Raw genomic sequence first — 16952 nt, 5'->3', positions numbered from 1 at the left:
TACATAAGAGATTCCAGACATCTCGTTCCTCGATTCTGGAATGATGTATTTAATTAAAAACAAAAAGGAAAGCCATTGGCTTTCCTTTTTAGTATCTAGTGTTTTCTATCTGTTTTAATTAACAGCAATTAACAACCTGGACCACAGTCTAGACAGTGTTTCACCATCTCTGGGCCTAAGTGCAGTTTCGCATTCAGATCACGCAGTGCAGTTCGAACGCCTTCTTCAATCACTGGGTGGTAGAACGGCATGTCCAGCATTTCTGAAACTGTCATCTTGTTCTGGTGTGCCCATGCTAACAAGTGCGCCAAGTGTTCTGCGTTTGGTCCCATCATCTCAGCACCAAGGAACCTACCTGTACCTTGCTCGCCGTAGACGTGCAGAATACCTTTGTTGCGTAGCATCACTCGTGATCGGCCTTGGTTCTCGAAAGAGACTTCACCGGTTGCGAAACAGCCACATGTGCCTAAACGCGTGGTGATCTCTTTGTAGGTTTCGCCAACCATCGCGATTTGCGGGTCAGAGAATACAGCTGAGATTTTAGATCGGCGTAGCCCTGCTCGAATCTCTGGGAAACGACCTGCATTGTCACCCGCGATGCGTGCTTGGTCTGCTGCTTCATGTAGCAGAGGCAGTTGGTTACTTGCATCACCAGCAATAAATATCGATGGTAGCGATGTTTGAAGCGTGTAATGGTCTGCAACTGGCACACCACGTTCATCAAGCTTAAGAGAGGTGTTCTCTAGACCAAGCTTGTCCGTATTTGGGCGACGACCTGTTGCTGCTAGCACGTACTCAACGATGTTGGTTTCTAGTTCACCTTGTTTATTGATGAATTGGATTTCGACACGTGGCTCACCGGATTCAGTGGTAATACGCTTCATGCTTTCGATTTTTACGTCAGCATCTAGGTAGAACTCTTCGTTGAAGGCCTTATCGGCGTAAGCCATGATCTCTGGGTCAGTTACTGGACCAACTTGACCACCCAAACCAAACAGTTTGGCCTTAACACCTAATCGATGTAGCGACTGACCAAGCTCTAGGCCAATAACACCAGGGCCAAATACGGCAACGGACTCTGGTAAATCATCCCAGCTGAATACGTCGTCGTTAATGATTAGGCGGTCGCCTAGTTCATTCCAAACGGCAGGGTATGCAGGGCGAGAGCCAGTTGCTATCACAATGCGTTTCGCATTCACGATCGTATGCTCATCCACTTGAAGCGTGTTGTCGTTTAGGAACTTGGCATAGCCAACGATTTTGTCTTGCTCTGGGATTTCATCCACGCCTTCTAAAACAAAACCAACAAAACGGTCACGTTCGCGTTTAACTCGGTCCATCACTTCACGGCCATTGATGGCGATTTCACCTTGCGGATGGACACCAAATGCCGGTGCTTTTTCGATTTGGTGAACACTTTCCGCTGCTGCAATCAGCAACTTAGAAGGCATACACCCAACTCGAGCACAAGTGGTGCCGTATGGGCCACCCTCAATCATCACTACACTGTCAGTGTGTGCTTTTGCAGCACGGTACGAACCTAGACCAGCTGTACCGCCCCCGATAACTGCGACATCTACATTGACTTGTTTCATAATAATTTCCCGCAATGATTAAATTAAACGTAAACGAATCCCTCCAACTCCGATGATGTGTTAAGAGTCAGGATGGTGACGTTTTGTGGTTTGTTTTATTAGGTTTAGCTTGTGACTGTGGATAATGCGAGCCACAAGCTTGATTCAACCCGATAGGGTTAGCCAACCCACAAGTGAGTGGGTTAGCCATTTAGCAGTGATTAGCCTAGGAAAGCTTCTAGCTCTTCGCTACCACCGATGTGTTTACCACCGATGAAGACTTGAGGAACCGTAGAACGACCAGAGATAGCACGTAGGCTTACTGTTGTTGCATCTTTACCTAGTACCACTTCTTCGTAGTTTAGGCCTTTGTCGATAAGGTTCTGTTTTGCTTTCATGCAGAACGGGCAACCTGGTTTAGTGAATACAGTGATGGACTCTTGCTCTTTGTGCTCAGGTGCAATGTAGTTAAGCATAGTGTCAGCATCAGAAACCTTGAACGGGTCGCCTGGTACGTCTTCTTCGATGAACATTTTCTCTACCACGCCGTTTTTAACCAGCATGCTGTAGCGCCATGAACGTTTGCCAAAGCCAATATCGTTCTTCTCAACTAGCATGCCCATGCCGTCTGTGAAGTCACCGTTACCGTCTGGAATGAAGGTGATGTTTTCAGCTTCTTGGTCTGCTTTCCAAGCGTTCATTACGAATGTGTCATTCACTGATACACACAGAATGTCATCAACACCATTTTCTTTAAATACCGAGTAAAGCTCGTTGTAACGCGGTAGGTGGCTTGAAGAACAAGTTGGTGTGAACGCACCCGGTAAGCTAAATACGATAACCGTCTTGTCTTTGAATAGCTCTTCTGTTGTAACGTTTACCCAAGCATCACCTTGGCGAGTAGGGAATGTTACTTGAGGAATTGATTGACCTTCTTTAGATGCAAACATAATGGTTTCCTTAGAGATTACTTTTAATTTGGTTCGTATAGAGCTTAGCGTTTTTCCGCGCTCTGTTTCGTTTTGTTGAGCCCATTATTAGATAAATCCTTTGATAGCTCTAATCGTTTGATGTTATGGTTTTGATAGGTATTTTCTATTAAGGGCTTTCTTTTACAGGAAGTGCATTCTTTACACCTTAGGTAAGAGACCAATCATGAACATTCGTGACTTTGAATACTTGGTGGCTTTAGCCGAGCATAAACATTTTCGAAAAGCCGCAGAGGCGTGCTTTGTTAGTCAGCCTACTTTAAGCGGTCAGATCCGTAAGCTTGAAGAAGAGATTGGATTACAACTGACTGAACGCAGCCCAAGGAAGGTTATTTTTACTGAGTCTGGTTTGCAGCTAGTGGAGCAGGCGAAGCGTATCTTGAATGAGGTGAAGACCTTCAAAGATATGGCGAGTGGTCATGGCGATGCGATGACAGGGCCTATGCATATCGGCTTCATTCCGACAGTGGGTCCATACATATTGCCGAAGATTGTTCCTCACCTAAAAGAGCAGTTCCCAGATCTTGAGCTGTTTCTTCACGAAGCACAAACACACCAACTCGTGAGTCAGCTAGAGGATGGCAAGCTCGATTGTCTGGTGTTAGCTGCGGTAGATGAGACAGCTGTTTTTAAAGAGATCGATGTTTACGATGAGCCATTAAGTGTTGCGGTTCCATGTGACCATGAATGGGCGGAACAAGATAGCGTCGATATGCTCCAGCTCAATGGTAAAACCGTACTCGCACTGGGTGATGGCCACTGTCTGCGCGACCAAGCATTGGGTTTCTGTTTCGCGGCAGGAGCAAGAGACGATGAGCGCTTTAAAGCGACCAGCCTAGAGACCCTGCGTAACATGGTTGCAGCGGGGGCGGGTATTACACTACTGCCAGAGCTTTCTCTGCCAGCTGAGAAGAAAAAGGATGGAGTATGTTACGTACCTGCGGTTAATCCAACGCCTTCTCGCCGTATTGTTGTGGCATACCGACCGGGTTCACCACTGCGTGGTCGATTCGAACAGCTTGCAGAAGCGATTCGCACACAATTAGAAAAATAACGTCTGAGAGCTTAAGGCTATAGATAAAAAGAGGGCTGATACTTATTAGGTATCAGCCCTCTTTAATTGCTTCTTAGTGTTGGATTAGAACAGTTCTTCTTCCGCTTCACCCGATGATGAGTAGATATCATCACCAAAGCGCTCGCTGATGTACTCAGTAGGCTCAGTGCCTTTTACGAAGTACTCAAACATCGAAGAACCATCTGACTTGTTGGTCAGGAGACCGGTATCTCTATCGATACGCACACGCACAATATCTTCTGGGATATCTTTGCGCTGTGCTGGCACATCTTTCAGAGCTAAGCCCATAAAGTCGACCCAAGCTGGTTGAGCGGTTTTAGCGCCAGCTTCTGCACCCGTGATTTGGTTCTTACCTAGGTTACTGTTGTTCTTAGTGCGACCTAAGTTACGGTTATGGTTATCAAAACCAACCCAAACTGTTGCTACAATGCCAGGGCCGTAACCACTGTACCATGTGTCTTTTGAGTCGTTAGTGGTACCGGTTTTTCCACCGATGTCTCGACGTTTTAGTGGTTGTGCACGCCAACCAGTACCGTTCCAACCTGTACCTTCACGCCAGTTACCACCGCCCCAGATGTTGCTGTACAGCATCTCACGAACTAGGAATGCATTCTGCTCAGAGATAACTTGTGGCGCATATTGGGTTTCTGCATCCACGTCTTGCTCTGCGAACTCGTCAGCAATTGGATCCGTTTCTAGAGTCGTTTCGCAATCTTGGTGACAAACCACTTTTGGTGATGCTTCAAATTCTACGTCACCAAATGGGCTTTCAACGCGGCTGATGTAGAAAGGTTCAACATAGTAACCGCCATTAGCAAATACCGAGTAGCCCTGTGCAACCTTCATAGGCGTTAAGCTGCCAGCACCGAGTGCGATGGTTTCAGAGCGAGGCACTTCATCAATATCAAAACCAAAGCGAGTCAGGTAGTTACGTGTATCATCTAAGCCCACTTCACGTAGTACACGTACCGCCATTACGTTCTTCGATTGCGCTAAGCCAATACGAAGACGAGTTGGACCCACATATGTTGGTGGAGAGTTCTTTGGACGCCACGCAGTACCTTGGCTCTTATCCCACTGGTTAATCGGCGCGTCGTTAATCAGCGACGCTAGCGTTAAGCCTTTATCGATAGCCGCTGAGTAGATGAAAGGTTTGATACCTGAACCCACTTGACGGATTGACTGAGTCGCGCGGTTAAACTTGTTGTGAACAAAGTTAAAGCCACCCACCATAGACAACACAGCACCGTTGTCTGGGTTCATCGCAACAAACGCGGTATTTGCGTTTGGCACTTGGCTTAGACGCCAGTTAGCTAGTGCCGCATTAGCGATTTCAGTGGCTTCTTCACTCTCTTCGGTTGTCGCTTCTTTGCCTGAGATCGCCTCACTGCGAACCCAAATCTGCTCACCAACAGCTAAGATCTCTTTTGCGTTTGATGGGGCTGGGCCTTGTCGGTCGTCAGTTAGGAACTTACGAGCCCAGTTCATGCCTTGCCACTCAATCACACCTTCGCCTTGGTTTTTAACCCAAACGTGAGCGCTTTGAGCATCTACTTTGGTCACGACTGCAGGCGTTAGATCACCATAGGTTGGTTGCGATCTTAGGTGTTTAACAATTTGTTCTTGTTCCCAAGCCGCTTGCTCTGTTTGCCACAGTACTTTTTCTGCACCACGATAGCCGTGTCGCTCATCGTAGTTAAGAAGGTTAGTGATAGCGGCGCGGTTGGCTGCATCTTGCAGAGTTGAATCAACCGTCGTGTAGACCTTCATACCTGATGTATAAGCGTCTTCACCGTAGCGTTCGACCATCCAAGCACGAGCGACTTCTGCGACATAAGGTGCGCTCAATTCGATCTCTGCACCGTGGTATTTTGATACTAACTCTTCAGCACGCGCTTCATCATACTCTTCCTGAGTAATGTACTTCTCATCCAGCATTCGGCCTAAAACTACATTACGGCGATTGGTCGCACGTTCTAGTGAGTAGATTGGGTTCATCGTCGATGGTGCTTTTGGCATACCAGCCAGCGTTGCGATTTCACTCAGGGTTAGATCCGGAAGATCTTTACCAAAATAAACGCGTGCAGCAGCACCGAAACCATAAGAGCGGTGACCCAAGAAGATCTTGTTCACGTACAGTTCCATGATCTCTTCTTTGCTGAGTAGCTGCTCAATGTGGATCGCAATGAAGATCTCTTTAATCTTACGCATGATCTTTTTCTCATTAGATAAGAAAAAGTTACGCGCAAGCTGTTGGGTAATGGTACTCGCCCCTTGCTTTGCTGAGCCTGACATAGCAACAACAATCGCAGCACGAGTAATACCAATCGGGTCGATACCAGGGTGGTCGTAGAAGCGGCTATCTTCGGTAGCGATGAGTGCTTCAACTAGATGACGAGGGATTTCGTCGTAGCTGACAGGGTTGCGTCGCTTTTCACCAAATTGAGAGATCAATTTGCCGTCTTGACTGAAGACCTGCATTGGCGTTTGAAGCTCAACATCGCGTAGCGTCGCGACATCTGGCAATTCTGGTTTTACGTAATAGTAAAAACCAAAAATTGTACTGACTCCAAGAATCATGCAAACCAATGTAAATATGAATAATCGCTTTATGAACTTCACCGGATAATCCCTGATTAGTTAAGGCTGATAAGCAGCAAACCCTTGTACTCTAGACTAAAAACTTAGCTTTCGTTTATTAACGCTTATTTAACCAATAATCACAACCCCTATATAAGCAACGAAATGCTTGGCATGTCAGGAGCTGGTATGGGTTCGTCATTAGTTACAGGTATAGATATAAACAATCACAGCATCAAAGCGGTGGTTTTAAAGCCCGTTGGAGAGTTATATGCCGTAGTGGGATACAAAGAACTGCCTATTACGGACGACATTTTCACAGATAACCACACCTTGGAGTATCAGAAAACTGTAAAGAAACTCAAAGAACTTAGGAAAGGCTTACCCTTTGGCTGCCGTCACGCCGCTATTTCAGTCCCAGATAATACCGTGATTAGCAAAGTATTGCAGATAGAAAGTGACCTAGAAGACCGAGAAAAAGAGTTTTCTATCTATCAAACTTTTGCTCACCAATCACCTTTTCCGATTGAGGAGCTGAGCCTAGATTTCATTAAACTGGACGATAAGCGATTTGGAAATGGCTCAACCACCAGTTATCAGGTTTATGCAACGCGCAAAGAAGTGGTGGAGAGTCGCTCCCAAGCGCTGACGAAAGCTGGTTTTCGTCCGATTATGGTAGATACCCAAGCTCATGGGCTACTTCACATTTGGCAACTGGCAACTCGGCTTTATCCAGAGAAGCAGAGTTGGATAATGATCGATATTGGGGTCAATCAAACCTCACTTGGCCTCATTCCGCAAAGCGGGATTCCATTTTTCAAAGATATAGCCTTTGGTACTCAAGCGCTTTATCAGGCGGGTAACATAGGGGAACACACGACTCCCTTTGCCTCTGCAGAGCAGACTCAATCCTTTACCGTGAACTTGATCGAAAGGCTCAAACGCCAGTTTCAGCTCTACGCGTCGGCCAACTCTCTTCAAGCACTAAGAGGAATCTGGTTGACGGGAGAGGGAGCAGAAACCCCGATGCTCGCAGAGCAGTTGGAACGCCATTTTCAGCTCGCGTGTGAAACACTTAATCCCTTAGCGCTCTTTGAGAATAAAGCCTCTAACAAACGCTACAAGAGCATGGACCGTCATGCCTTTGGTATTGCGGCTGGCATTGCAGTGAGTGGTGTGAAGTGGCAAGGAGTGAAGCATGTTGCATCAAATTAACCTCCTTCCTTGGCGTGATGAGCTAAGAGCACAGCACAAGAAACGCTTCATTCAATTGGTGATCTTAGGAACCTTAGTTGCGGTTATGGGACAATGGGCCATCGGGCATTACTTCCAACAAGAGAAAGCTCGTCAGCAAGCACGTCTTACCTATCTTAAGCACTATATCGGCCAGCTTGATAAACAGATTCGCTCTTTGAAAGTGGCAGAGCGTGAGCACAAAGCCATTTTAACTCGCCTAGATGTCGTTGAATCACTTCAGTCTGGTCGCAATAAAACCACGCACTTTATGAATCTGATGCCCGAATTGATTCCTGAAGGGGTGTATGTTGACAAGATAAAGATGAATGGGCAAGAGATAGAGATGTCGGGTATCAGTGACAGCACTGCACGGCTCGCCACTATGCTCGATAACCTAGAACGTTCCACTTCCCTCAGTAATGTTGAAATGCATTCGATAGTGCACAATCGCAAGCGCTTCAATAAAGAATTTCAGACCTTCAAGGTCTCATTTGGCTTCGTCTCGCCCTCTATAAAACAGACGCAAATACGAAGCACAGCTCAAGAGGCGTCGCATGGTTAACTTTCAAGACCTCGATGTCGACGAAATCACTGAGTGGCCACTGCTACCGCAGATGTTGGTGATTGTCTTGTTGATGCTGGTTATTCAAGGTTTCGGCGCTTGGTTCTATGTGATGCCACTCAATGACGAACTAGAGCAGATGAAGCAGCAAGAGCAGACCTTAAAGACCACCCTCAGGATCAAAGCCAATAAAGTGGCCACCTTGCCTGCGTTACAGAACCAACTTGATGAATTGACCAGTCGCTACGACTACCTACTTGAACAACTGCCAGTTCAAAAAGAGTTAGCGAGTATGTTGGCCTCGGTGAATGAGCTCGGCTTAGACAACAACCTCACTTTTACCCGTATTGACTGGGGGGCGAAAGAGAACAAGGCTTTTTTGTATCGACTGCCACTGAATATTGAGCTGACGGGTGACTACCATGAGATTGGGGATTTTTCTGCCGCTATCGCCAAACTACCGCGCATTATCAGTTTTGATGATGTGACTTGGCAAAGAGTTAGCCAAGAGAGCAGCACTCTGCATTTCCGTGTTCGCGCATACACCTACCAATTCAAGGCAGAGGTCAAAGATGAGTCTCGTTAGATCGCTGCTGGTGCTGTTGATTGTTTCTACCGTCGTCGGGTGTAAGGCAAACCAAGACTCTCTAGAGGAGTTTGTTGTGCAGGTCGAGGCAAGGGCACGCAAAGACGTTGAGCAGTTAAGTCCTACTTCCGAGTTCATTGCCGCGCAATATCAGCAAAGGACGCATCGTCCACCATTTGAACTGCCCAAAGAGGCACTTGTACTGACCCAGCCCAAAGCGAAAAAAGATTGTTGGCAACCAACTCGACGTAGTCGTACGGGCAAGTTAGAGAAGTATCCGCTGGAACAGTTGCGGCTCAAGGGCGTTATGGGCAGCGGAAGTCAAATCTCTGGTCTTGTTCAAACGCCCAAAGGAAGTGTCGTCAAGGTCCAGAAAGGCCAATTCATCGGCTTAAACAGTGGGCGCATTACCAAAGTCACTAGTCAATACGTATTGATTAATGAAACCCTTCCAGATGGTCTAGGTTGTTGGCATCGACGCAATGTCCGCTTAGCTCTCAAATAAACCAACCACATGCCGTGGATAGAGATGTAGATATGATTAAAGGATTAAGTCGGTTATTGAGCCGGATGCGCCAAGCTGTTTTCGTTGTGTTGCTATGTTGCGTCACGGTTGGGGTCAAAGCACAAACGCAACCCAATGAACTAAAGAGTATCGATTTTAGGGTTAATCAAGCTCGTGAAGCTGTGATTGTTATTCATTTGGCCACAAGTAGTACGGTCGTCGATGTGCAGAAAGCTCAAGAGGGGCTCAGTATTGAGCTACTTAATACTCAAGTCGCAGATGACAAACTTTACCTGTTAGATGTGAAGGACTTTTCAACCTTAGTGGAAGAGATTGAGGTGTTTAGAGAAACACCGAGTACCCGTTTATTCGCAAGCATCAATGCTGACTACGATTATGAGTATCAGATTAACGGACATGAAATCGAGGTGGTGATCAGCACTCCCGCAATAGTCGAGGATGAACCGAAGAAGAGTATTCTCGACAGAGAGGGCAAGCTCATCTCGATTAACTTTCAAGATATCCCTGTGCGGAATGTGTTGCAGCTTATCGCTGACTATAACGATTTTAACTTGGTGGTGTCTGACTCTGTATCTGGCAACCTCACACTGCGCCTTGATGGTGTGCCATGGCAGCAAGTGCTGGACATTATTCTTCAGGTCAAAGGGCTTGATAAGCGAGTTGATGGTAATGTGATACTGGTAGCTCCGAGAGCCGAACTCGATCTGCGAGAACAGCAAGCTCTTGAAAAATCGAGACTAGAGCAAGAGCTAGGGGAGTTGAAGTCAGAGATCATTAAAATTAACTTTGCCAAAGCCACAGATATTGCCGATATGATTGGTGGTGATGGAACCGTTAGCATGCTCTCTGATAGAGGCAGCATTACCATTGATGAACGTACTAATTCGTTGTTGATTCGAGAGCTCGCTGAGAACATTTCGGTGATCCGAGAAATTATCGAGTCACTCGATATTCCAGTAAAACAGGTTCAGATTGAGGCGAGAATAGTGACCGTCACTGAAGGGAATCTAGATGAGCTTGGTGTGCGTTGGGGCGTTTCATCAACCAATGGTAGCTTTAAAGTCGGAGGCTCGATAGAAGGTAATTATCCGACAATCCAGCCCTATAACGGTGGCGATAGCGGTGATGATTCCAGTGCGCTCGACAACTATCTCAACGTCAACCTTGGCGCAACTTCTCCGAATGCATCGAGCATTGCTTTTCAAGTGGCCAAGCTAGGATCGGACACCTTGCTTGATTTGGAGTTATCGGCTCTTCAACAAGAGTCAAAAGCGGAGATCATCTCCAGTCCTCGTTTAATCACCACCAATAAGAAGCCTGCCTATATTGAACAGGGAACAGAAATCCCTTACTTAGAATCGTCTTCGAGTGGTGCGACATCGGTATCATTCAAGAAGGCGGTATTGAGCCTTAAGGTGACGCCACAGATAACTCCAGATAACCGCTTGGTGCTGGATCTCAGCGTGACCCAAGACAGGCCCGGACAAGTGGTGAAAACCGGTACGGGTGAAGCGGTGGCAATAGATACTCAGAGAATTGGTACACAGGTTTTGGTAAACAACGGAGAAACCGTAGTGTTGGGAGGGATTTTTCAACATAGTGTGAGTAATACCGTTGATAAGGTGCCAGTTCTTGGGGATTTACCGCTTTTAGGCGCATTATTTCGCCGAAGTTATGAAAATGTAGGGAAAAGTGAGCTGTTGATCTTTGTTACACCTAAAGTTGTGATTCAGTAACGGACAATTAGATCAAAAATAAAGTTGCATTAGTGGCACCTAACCTTGATAATTTCGGGTCTTATCACGAATTATCTGTGAGGAATCGGTGCCACGGGCCTTTTAATTTCAGTATTACTACTGACCTACCTTGTGGCGATGTCATTGAATTAACGTTGTAAATTACTGCTAAACATGGCTGAGAAACGCAATATTTTTCTTGTTGGCCCAATGGGCGCCGGCAAAAGTACAATTGGTAGACACCTAGCTTCCCAACTGCACATGGAGTTTCTAGACTCTGATACTGTGATCGAAGAGCGCACTGGCGCAGACATCGCTTGGGTATTTGATGTAGAAGGTGAAGAAGGTTTCCGTAAACGCGAAGAATCTGTAATCAACGATCTGACAGAAGAGCAAGGTATTGTTCTTGCGACAGGCGGTGGTTCAGTAATGAGCAAAGAAAATCGCAACCGTCTATCTGCACGAGGTATTGTTGTTTACCTTGAAACAACAATTGAAAAGCAACTTGCGCGCACAAACCGCGACAAGAAGCGCCCTCTACTTCAAACGGATAACCCGCGTGATGTGCTAGAAGATCTAGCAATGACTCGCAACGCACTATACGAAGAAGTGGCGGACTACACAGTTCGTACTGACGATCAAAGTGCAAAAGTGGTAGCCAACCAGATCGTAAAAATGCTAGAAGAACGTTAAGTTCAATTTTTTCGGAGAGCAAACCATGGAACGGATTACGGTCAATCTAGCTGAGCGTAGCTACCCAATCTCTATCGGCGCCGGGTTATTTGAAGACCCGGCGTACCTTTCTTTTTTATCTGGCAAACAAAAAGTCGTTGTGATCAGTAATGTCACAGTTGCGCCTTTGTATGCGGATAAAATCTTGTCGCTTTTAAGTGATGTTGGCTGTCAAGCATCTCTGCTGGAGCTGCCTGATGGCGAACAATACAAGACGCTTGAAACCTTTAACACCGTAATGAGCTACATGCTTGAAGGAAATTACAGCCGCGATGTGGTCGTGATTGCTTTAGGCGGCGGTGTGATTGGTGACCTTGTCGGCTTTGCGGCGGCTTGTTACCAGCGCGGTATTGATTTCGTTCAGATTCCAACAACTCTGCTTTCACAAGTTGATTCGTCGGTAGGTGGTAAAACAGCGGTTAATCACCCTATGGGTAAAAACATGATCGGTGCTTTCTATCAACCGAAATCAGTGATCATCGATACCAACTGTCTATCGACTTTACCTGAGCGCGAGTTTGCTGCGGGTATTGCTGAAGTGATCAAGTACGGCATCATTTATGATGAAGCCTTCTTTAGCTGGCTTGAAGAGAATCTTGATAAGCTGTATCAACTCGACGAGCAAGCACTAACTACAGCGATTGCTCGTTGTTGTGCGATTAAAGCTGAAGTTGTGGCGCAAGATGAGAAAGAGTCAGGAATCCGTGCGTTATTGAACCTAGGTCATACATTTGGTCATGCGATTGAAGCAGAACTAGGCTATGGTAATTGGCTACACGGCGAAGCAGTTTCATCCGGCACGGTTATGGCTGCGAAAACAGCACAGCTGCAGGGCTTGATTACCGAGCAGCAACTTGAGCGTATTATTTCTATACTCAAGAGTGCGAAGTTGCCGATTCATACGCCGGAAAGCATGTCTTTTGAAGATTTCATGAAGCACATGATGCGCGATAAAAAAGTGCTCTCTGGTCAGCTCCGCCTCGTTCTACCAACCAGCATTGGTACAGCCGATGTGGTTGCCGATGTACCTCAGGACATCATCAAACAAGCGATTGATTTCTGTCGTACGCTTTAAGCAAGAAGTAACGTTACTCTGAGCTATTGTGGCTCAGAGTGACAATCTCGATGTTTGGTTGATTTGTCAGTAGGGAAGCCTAATGAGTTTGGCTCATGAATTAAGAGTATTGGAGTTAGAGTCTCAGGTTGAGCTGCTAGAGCGGTTACAACTACTCACCAATTTTGGTTCAAACTTAGTAACTGTAGCGGGTAAGCCCGGTTCAGGAAAAACATGGTTAGCGCAACGCTACCTTGAAGCTTGGGCGACTGATAAAAATCAATGCCTACTGTTTTGTCATCCCAATCAAGACGACCAACAACACCGTGCGCTCATTCTGAGCCAAATCGTTTCCGATCCTCTTTTTAATCAACATGACTCCCTAAGCGATAGCCTAACGCGAATCCTTGATGGTGATTCGTGCGATGTGGTGATCGTGGTTGATAATGCCCATCGATTATCGGAAGTGTTGGTGTCGGAGCTGTGGTTGTTGGTACTCGAAGCGCAAAACAACCCTCAATGGACGATTAATGTTGTTCTGTTTTCAGAAGCGGGACATTTAGATTCTCTCTTAACTCGCTTGAGTTACGGGCAAGAGCATAAGCCCATTGACCTTGAAATTGAGCCTCTATCGGAACAAGAGGCACTGCAGTTTTTTGAGTCGCTGGTGGTGCGTTATGTGGAAGACGATATGGAAAATCGGGTACGAAGCGCATTCAGGAAAGCTGCGCCTCTGCCGGGTGAGTTAATGGCTCTAGGAGAGTTAAAAGTGGAAAAAAGGATTATTATTCGCTCAATTATTGGCTCACCAACCAACATCGCAATTTTGGTGGCTTTGCTATTGGTTGTGATTGGTGGTGGCTACTGGTGGATGCTTAGCCAGCCAACCCCCGACGATAAAGCAGAATCTCTGATTGCCCCAATTGAGCAGACCGCGATTCCTACCTTTGAAACCAAAGAAAGTCAGAGTGACGAAAATTTGGAAGACGTGACTGCGCCTGAATCTGATGGTAGTGATAGCTATGTCGGTGCAGAAGATGATACCTCCTCTCTACCTCCTGTTGTGGTTGAAGAGACAGTAAGCGTAGGAGCAGAGCAAGATACTCAGCAACGTGTGGTTATTACTTCTGATGTTGTCGATGCGCTTCTGGAAGGCAAACCAGAGACGGTCGATACCCAGAATATTGACGATGTTGTTGAGGCAAATAGTTCATCAAGCAGCAACGAACCAATTGCTCCGTCACAGGCAGCGCTTGAAGCTTCCAGTGATGATGAAGGTGCTGCTCGTGAACAAGCAGAGCTGGCAGCCCAAGAAGCGGCACAAGCACCGGCGAAAACCATCACCTTCTCGTTTGCGAGAGACGAACTCAAAGCCTTGTCGCCACGTGCCTATACTTTACAGCTTGGTGCGATGACGGAGCTTGAAGATGTTCAGTCTTTCATTGAGCAGTACGATATTGCTGATGATGTTCGTATCTACCCAACAGTACGTAATGATATCGAGTGGTTCATTGTCACTTACCAAGATTACCCAACCATTCAAGTGGCTCGAGATGCGGTAGAGTCGCTACCAAAAGAGTTACAAGCATTGGAACCTTGGGCAAAATCGATGAATCAAGTACATCGAGAGATAGAACGTGCGAAATAACGCTGAGCTTCGCCTCAAAATATGTTACATTCCGCAGCCTTATTTTTGAGTTGATAGATAGAGCAGTAAATGAAAAAGCAGCGTGCCTTTCTAAAATGGGCTGGTGGTAAATATGGCCTAGTAGAAGATATCCAACGCCACTTGCCACCTGCTCGTAAATTGGTGGAGCCATTTGTTGGTGCCGGTTCAGTGTTTCTGAACACGGATTATGACCAATACTTATTGGCTGACATCAATCCTGATCTGATCAACCTATATAACCTCCTCAAGACCGATCCTGAGACCTATATTACGGAAGCAAAACGCTGGTTTTGCCCTGAAAACAACCGTAAAGAAGCGTACTTAGATATCCGTGCACAGTTCAACGATACGGATAACGTGATGTACCGTTCGTTGGCATTTTTATACATGAACCGTTTTGGTTTTAATGGCTTATGTCGTTATAACAAAAAAGGTGGCTTTAACGTGCCGTTCGGTTCTTATAAGAAGCCTTACTTCCCGGAAGCTGAGCTAGAGTTCTTTGCTGAGAAAGCTAAGAAAGCGACGTTTGTTTGCGAAGGTTATAGCGAAACCTTTAGCCGCGCTCGTAAAGGTTGTGTAGTGTATTGCGATCCTCCTTATGCGCCGCTTTCTACTACTGCGAATTTTACTTCTTACGCAGGTAATGGTTTTTCACTGGATGACCAAGCTGCACTCGCTGACATCGCTGAGAAAACAGCAATGGAGCGTGGCATTCCTGTGTTGATCTCTAACCACGACACCACTTTGACACGCCGCCTGTATCACGGTGCTGACCTTAACGTTGTGAAAGTGAAACGTACTATCAGTCGTAACGGAGCAGGGCGCAATAAAGTCGATGAGCTACTGGCGCTGTTCCATGCAGAGAAGAACCAACAAGCTGCAGAGTAGCGAAGGTTTACTGAGCCAATCAGCCAATTACATTGCTAGATCCTTTGACTTGGCACTTTGATAAACAATTCCCTTGAACTGCTAGGATCTCTTTCATCGGTTAGGTAGAATTGCGCACCAGATAGTCTTGGGTTTGAGCCTTGTATTTGTGTATGAGATGCCACCAAGGCGGTGATATTCGCATTTTTACTCACTCTTAAGAGGTCTGGTATGAAAGATTTTCTAATCGCTCCATCTATTTTGTCTGCAGATTTTGCTCGTCTTGGTGAAGACGTAGAACGCGTTCTTGCAGCGGGTGCTGACGTTGTGCACTTTGATGTGATGGATAACCACTACGTACCAAACCTGACTTTTGGTGCGCCTATCTGTAAAGCGCTTCGTGACTACGGTATTACAGCGCCGATCGACGTTCACTTAATGGTTAAGCCAGTTGATAACATCGTGCCTGATTTTGCTAAAGCGGGTGCATCGATGATCACGTTCCACGTTGAAGCTTCTGAACACATTGACCGCACACTGCAGCTTATTAAAGAGCACGGCTGTAAAGCGGGTGTAGTACTAAACCCAGCAACGCCGCTTTCTTGCCTAGATTACATCATGGACAAGGTTGACTTGATTCTACTGATGTCGGTAAACCCAGGCTTTGGTGGCCAATCTTTCATTCCTCACACTTTAGATAAGTTGCGCGCTGTTCGTAAGATGATCGATGAATCAGGCCGTGACATTCGTCTTGAGATTGATGGTGGTGTAAAAGTGGATAACATTCGCGAAATCGCAGAAGCGGGTGCAGACATGTTTGTTGCAGGTTCTGCAATTTTCAACCAGCCAGATTACAAAGAAGTCATTGATGAGATGCGTGCAGAGCTTGCAAAAGTTAACGCATAAAAGTAGAACTAGGGTCTGTTGACCTAAACTAAAGAATTTAGATAAAGGGGCTGATTGGCCCCTTTTTTACGTCTTATTGCTCAACTCATAAGGCGAATACAAAAATAGGAAAGTAAGATGTCATTAAGCTCAATAAAACTGATTGCCTTTGATTTGGATGGAACCTTGTTGGACAGCGTGCCAGATCTTGCTGTTGCAGCGGACCAAGCGTGTCAGGCGATGGGATTTTCTGCGGTAAGCGAAGAGGAAGTGCGTGATTACGTAGGTAACGGTGCAGATGTTCTTATCGGGCGCTCCCTGAGTCGTAGCCTCACGGTTGACCCTCAGCTAGATCCTGAGTTACTAAAGAAAGCTCGTGTGATGTTTGATGACTTCTATGAGCAAGGTGGCCACAAGCTAAGCCACTTGTATCCATCAGTAAAAGAGACACTGGCTGAGCTGCATAAAGCTGGCTTCACTATGGCATTGGTAACGAATAAGCCATCGAAGTTTGTTCCTGATGTTCTAGCGCAGCACGGTATCGATAAGTACTTTGTAGATGTACTGGGTGGTGACTCGTTCCCTGAAAAGAAACCCAACCCAGTCGCTTTGAACTGGCTGTTAGAGAAGCACAATGTAAAGGCCGACGAAATGCTGATGGTCGGTGACTCAAGCAATGACATTAAAGCGGCGAAGAATGCGGGTTGTCACTCGTTTGGTCTGACTTACGGTTACAACCATGGTGAGCCAATTTCAGCATCAAAACCTGACTACGTGGCAGATAGCGTTGCTCAATTACTAGATGTCGTTCTCGTTTCAGCATAATGCGGACAAAAGTTAGCTAACCTACTAGCAAAATACTTGTCAATGAGTACACTGGA

The 16952-nt window shown here is 46.2% G+C and carries 14 protein-coding genes and 1 pseudogene; 12 read left to right on the top strand and 3 right to left on the bottom strand.

Annotation, left to right across the window (positions count from 1 at the left end; translation table 11 throughout):
• Positions 1 to 128: 128 nt before the first annotated feature.
• Together KI743_RS11860 and KI743_RS11855 are read right to left on the bottom strand one after the other, a co-directional pair.
• The gene (locus tag KI743_RS11860) at positions 129 to 1595 is read right to left on the bottom strand and encodes a dihydrolipoyl dehydrogenase (RefSeq protein WP_285466544.1); all 1467 of its coding nucleotides are present in this window, start codon (positions 1593 to 1595) and stop codon (positions 129 to 131) included.
• A 200-nt stretch (positions 1596 to 1795) separates the two neighbouring features.
• Complete coding sequence (locus tag KI743_RS11855; protein ID WP_032549993.1) at positions 1796 to 2524, bottom strand: glutathione peroxidase; 729 nt, start codon at positions 2522 to 2524, stop codon at positions 1796 to 1798.
• Between the two features lie 205 nt (positions 2525 to 2729).
• On the opposite strand from KI743_RS11855, the gene oxyR reads away from it, so the two are divergent.
• A complete protein-coding gene (oxyR, locus tag KI743_RS11850) occupies positions 2730 to 3617 on the top strand; it encodes a DNA-binding transcriptional regulator OxyR (RefSeq protein WP_150893240.1) in 888 nt (295 codons plus the stop codon).
• A gap of 84 nt (positions 3618 to 3701) precedes the next feature.
• Here the strand turns inward: oxyR and KI743_RS11845 are convergent, their stop codons facing one another.
• The gene (locus KI743_RS11845; protein ID WP_285466542.1) at positions 3702 to 6260 is read right to left on the bottom strand and encodes a PBP1A family penicillin-binding protein; all 2559 of its coding nucleotides are present in this window, start codon (positions 6258 to 6260) and stop codon (positions 3702 to 3704) included.
• Positions 6261 to 6407: 147 nt separating this feature from the next.
• On the opposite strand from KI743_RS11845, the gene pilM reads away from it, so the two are divergent.
• From pilM to KI743_RS11790, 11 genes and pseudogenes are all read left to right on the top strand, one after another.
• Positions 6408 to 7433 (top strand): type IV pilus assembly protein PilM, encoded by a 1026-nt coding sequence (pilM, locus tag KI743_RS11840; RefSeq protein ID WP_285466540.1) that lies wholly within the window; start codon positions 6408 to 6410, stop codon positions 7431 to 7433.
• Complete coding sequence (locus KI743_RS11835) at positions 7417 to 8016, top strand: PilN domain-containing protein (protein ID WP_285466539.1); 600 nt, start codon at positions 7417 to 7419, stop codon at positions 8014 to 8016. Before pilM ends, KI743_RS11835 begins: the two co-directional genes overlap by 17 nt.
• Positions 8009 to 8602: a type 4a pilus biogenesis protein PilO gene (locus tag KI743_RS11830; protein ID WP_150893246.1), complete on the top strand. Its 594-nt coding sequence runs from the start codon at positions 8009 to 8011 to the stop codon at positions 8600 to 8602. The genes KI743_RS11835 and KI743_RS11830 overlap by 8 nt, the downstream gene beginning before the upstream one ends.
• Positions 8589 to 9107, top strand: coding sequence for a pilus assembly protein PilP (locus tag KI743_RS11825; RefSeq protein ID WP_285466537.1), 519 nt, complete (start codon positions 8589 to 8591; stop codon positions 9105 to 9107). The genes KI743_RS11830 and KI743_RS11825 overlap by 14 nt, the downstream gene beginning before the upstream one ends.
• Positions 9108 to 9232: 125 nt before the next feature.
• Positions 9233 to 10864: pseudogene (locus tag KI743_RS11820) on the top strand (type IV pilus secretin PilQ); the annotation flags it as partial.
• A gap of 174 nt (positions 10865 to 11038) precedes the next feature.
• Entirely contained in the window at positions 11039 to 11557 is a 519-nt protein-coding gene (gene aroK / locus KI743_RS11815) for a shikimate kinase AroK (protein ID WP_032550005.1), read from the top strand.
• A gap of 25 nt (positions 11558 to 11582) precedes the next feature.
• Positions 11583 to 12671 carry a 3-dehydroquinate synthase gene (gene aroB / locus KI743_RS11810; RefSeq protein ID WP_032550007.1) on the top strand — a complete coding sequence of 363 codons (1089 nt, stop codon included), beginning with the start codon at positions 11583 to 11585 and terminating at the stop codon, positions 12669 to 12671.
• Between the two features lie 82 nt (positions 12672 to 12753).
• Positions 12754 to 14298 carry an SPOR domain-containing protein gene (locus KI743_RS11805; protein ID WP_285466535.1) on the top strand — a complete coding sequence of 515 codons (1545 nt, stop codon included), beginning with the start codon at positions 12754 to 12756 and terminating at the stop codon, positions 14296 to 14298.
• A 69-nt stretch (positions 14299 to 14367) separates the two neighbouring features.
• On the top strand, positions 14368 to 15207 hold the full coding sequence (locus tag KI743_RS11800; RefSeq protein ID WP_032550009.1) for a Dam family site-specific DNA-(adenine-N6)-methyltransferase: 840 nt from the start codon (positions 14368 to 14370) through the stop codon (positions 15205 to 15207).
• A 210-nt stretch (positions 15208 to 15417) separates the two neighbouring features.
• Positions 15418 to 16092 carry a ribulose-phosphate 3-epimerase gene (rpe, locus tag KI743_RS11795; RefSeq protein WP_032550011.1) on the top strand — a complete coding sequence of 225 codons (675 nt, stop codon included), beginning with the start codon at positions 15418 to 15420 and terminating at the stop codon, positions 16090 to 16092.
• A gap of 117 nt (positions 16093 to 16209) precedes the next feature.
• Positions 16210 to 16896 carry a phosphoglycolate phosphatase gene (locus KI743_RS11790; protein ID WP_150893257.1) on the top strand — a complete coding sequence of 229 codons (687 nt, stop codon included), beginning with the start codon at positions 16210 to 16212 and terminating at the stop codon, positions 16894 to 16896.
• Positions 16897 to 16952 lie beyond the last annotated feature (56 nt).

The organism is Vibrio sp. D420a (assembly GCF_030248625.1).
GTDB classification, from domain to species: Bacteria; Pseudomonadota; Gammaproteobacteria; order Enterobacterales; family Vibrionaceae; genus Vibrio; species Vibrio fortis_A.
The sequence above is the reverse complement of the archived record's forward strand: the minus strand, read 5'-3'. Positions and strand labels throughout refer to the sequence as shown.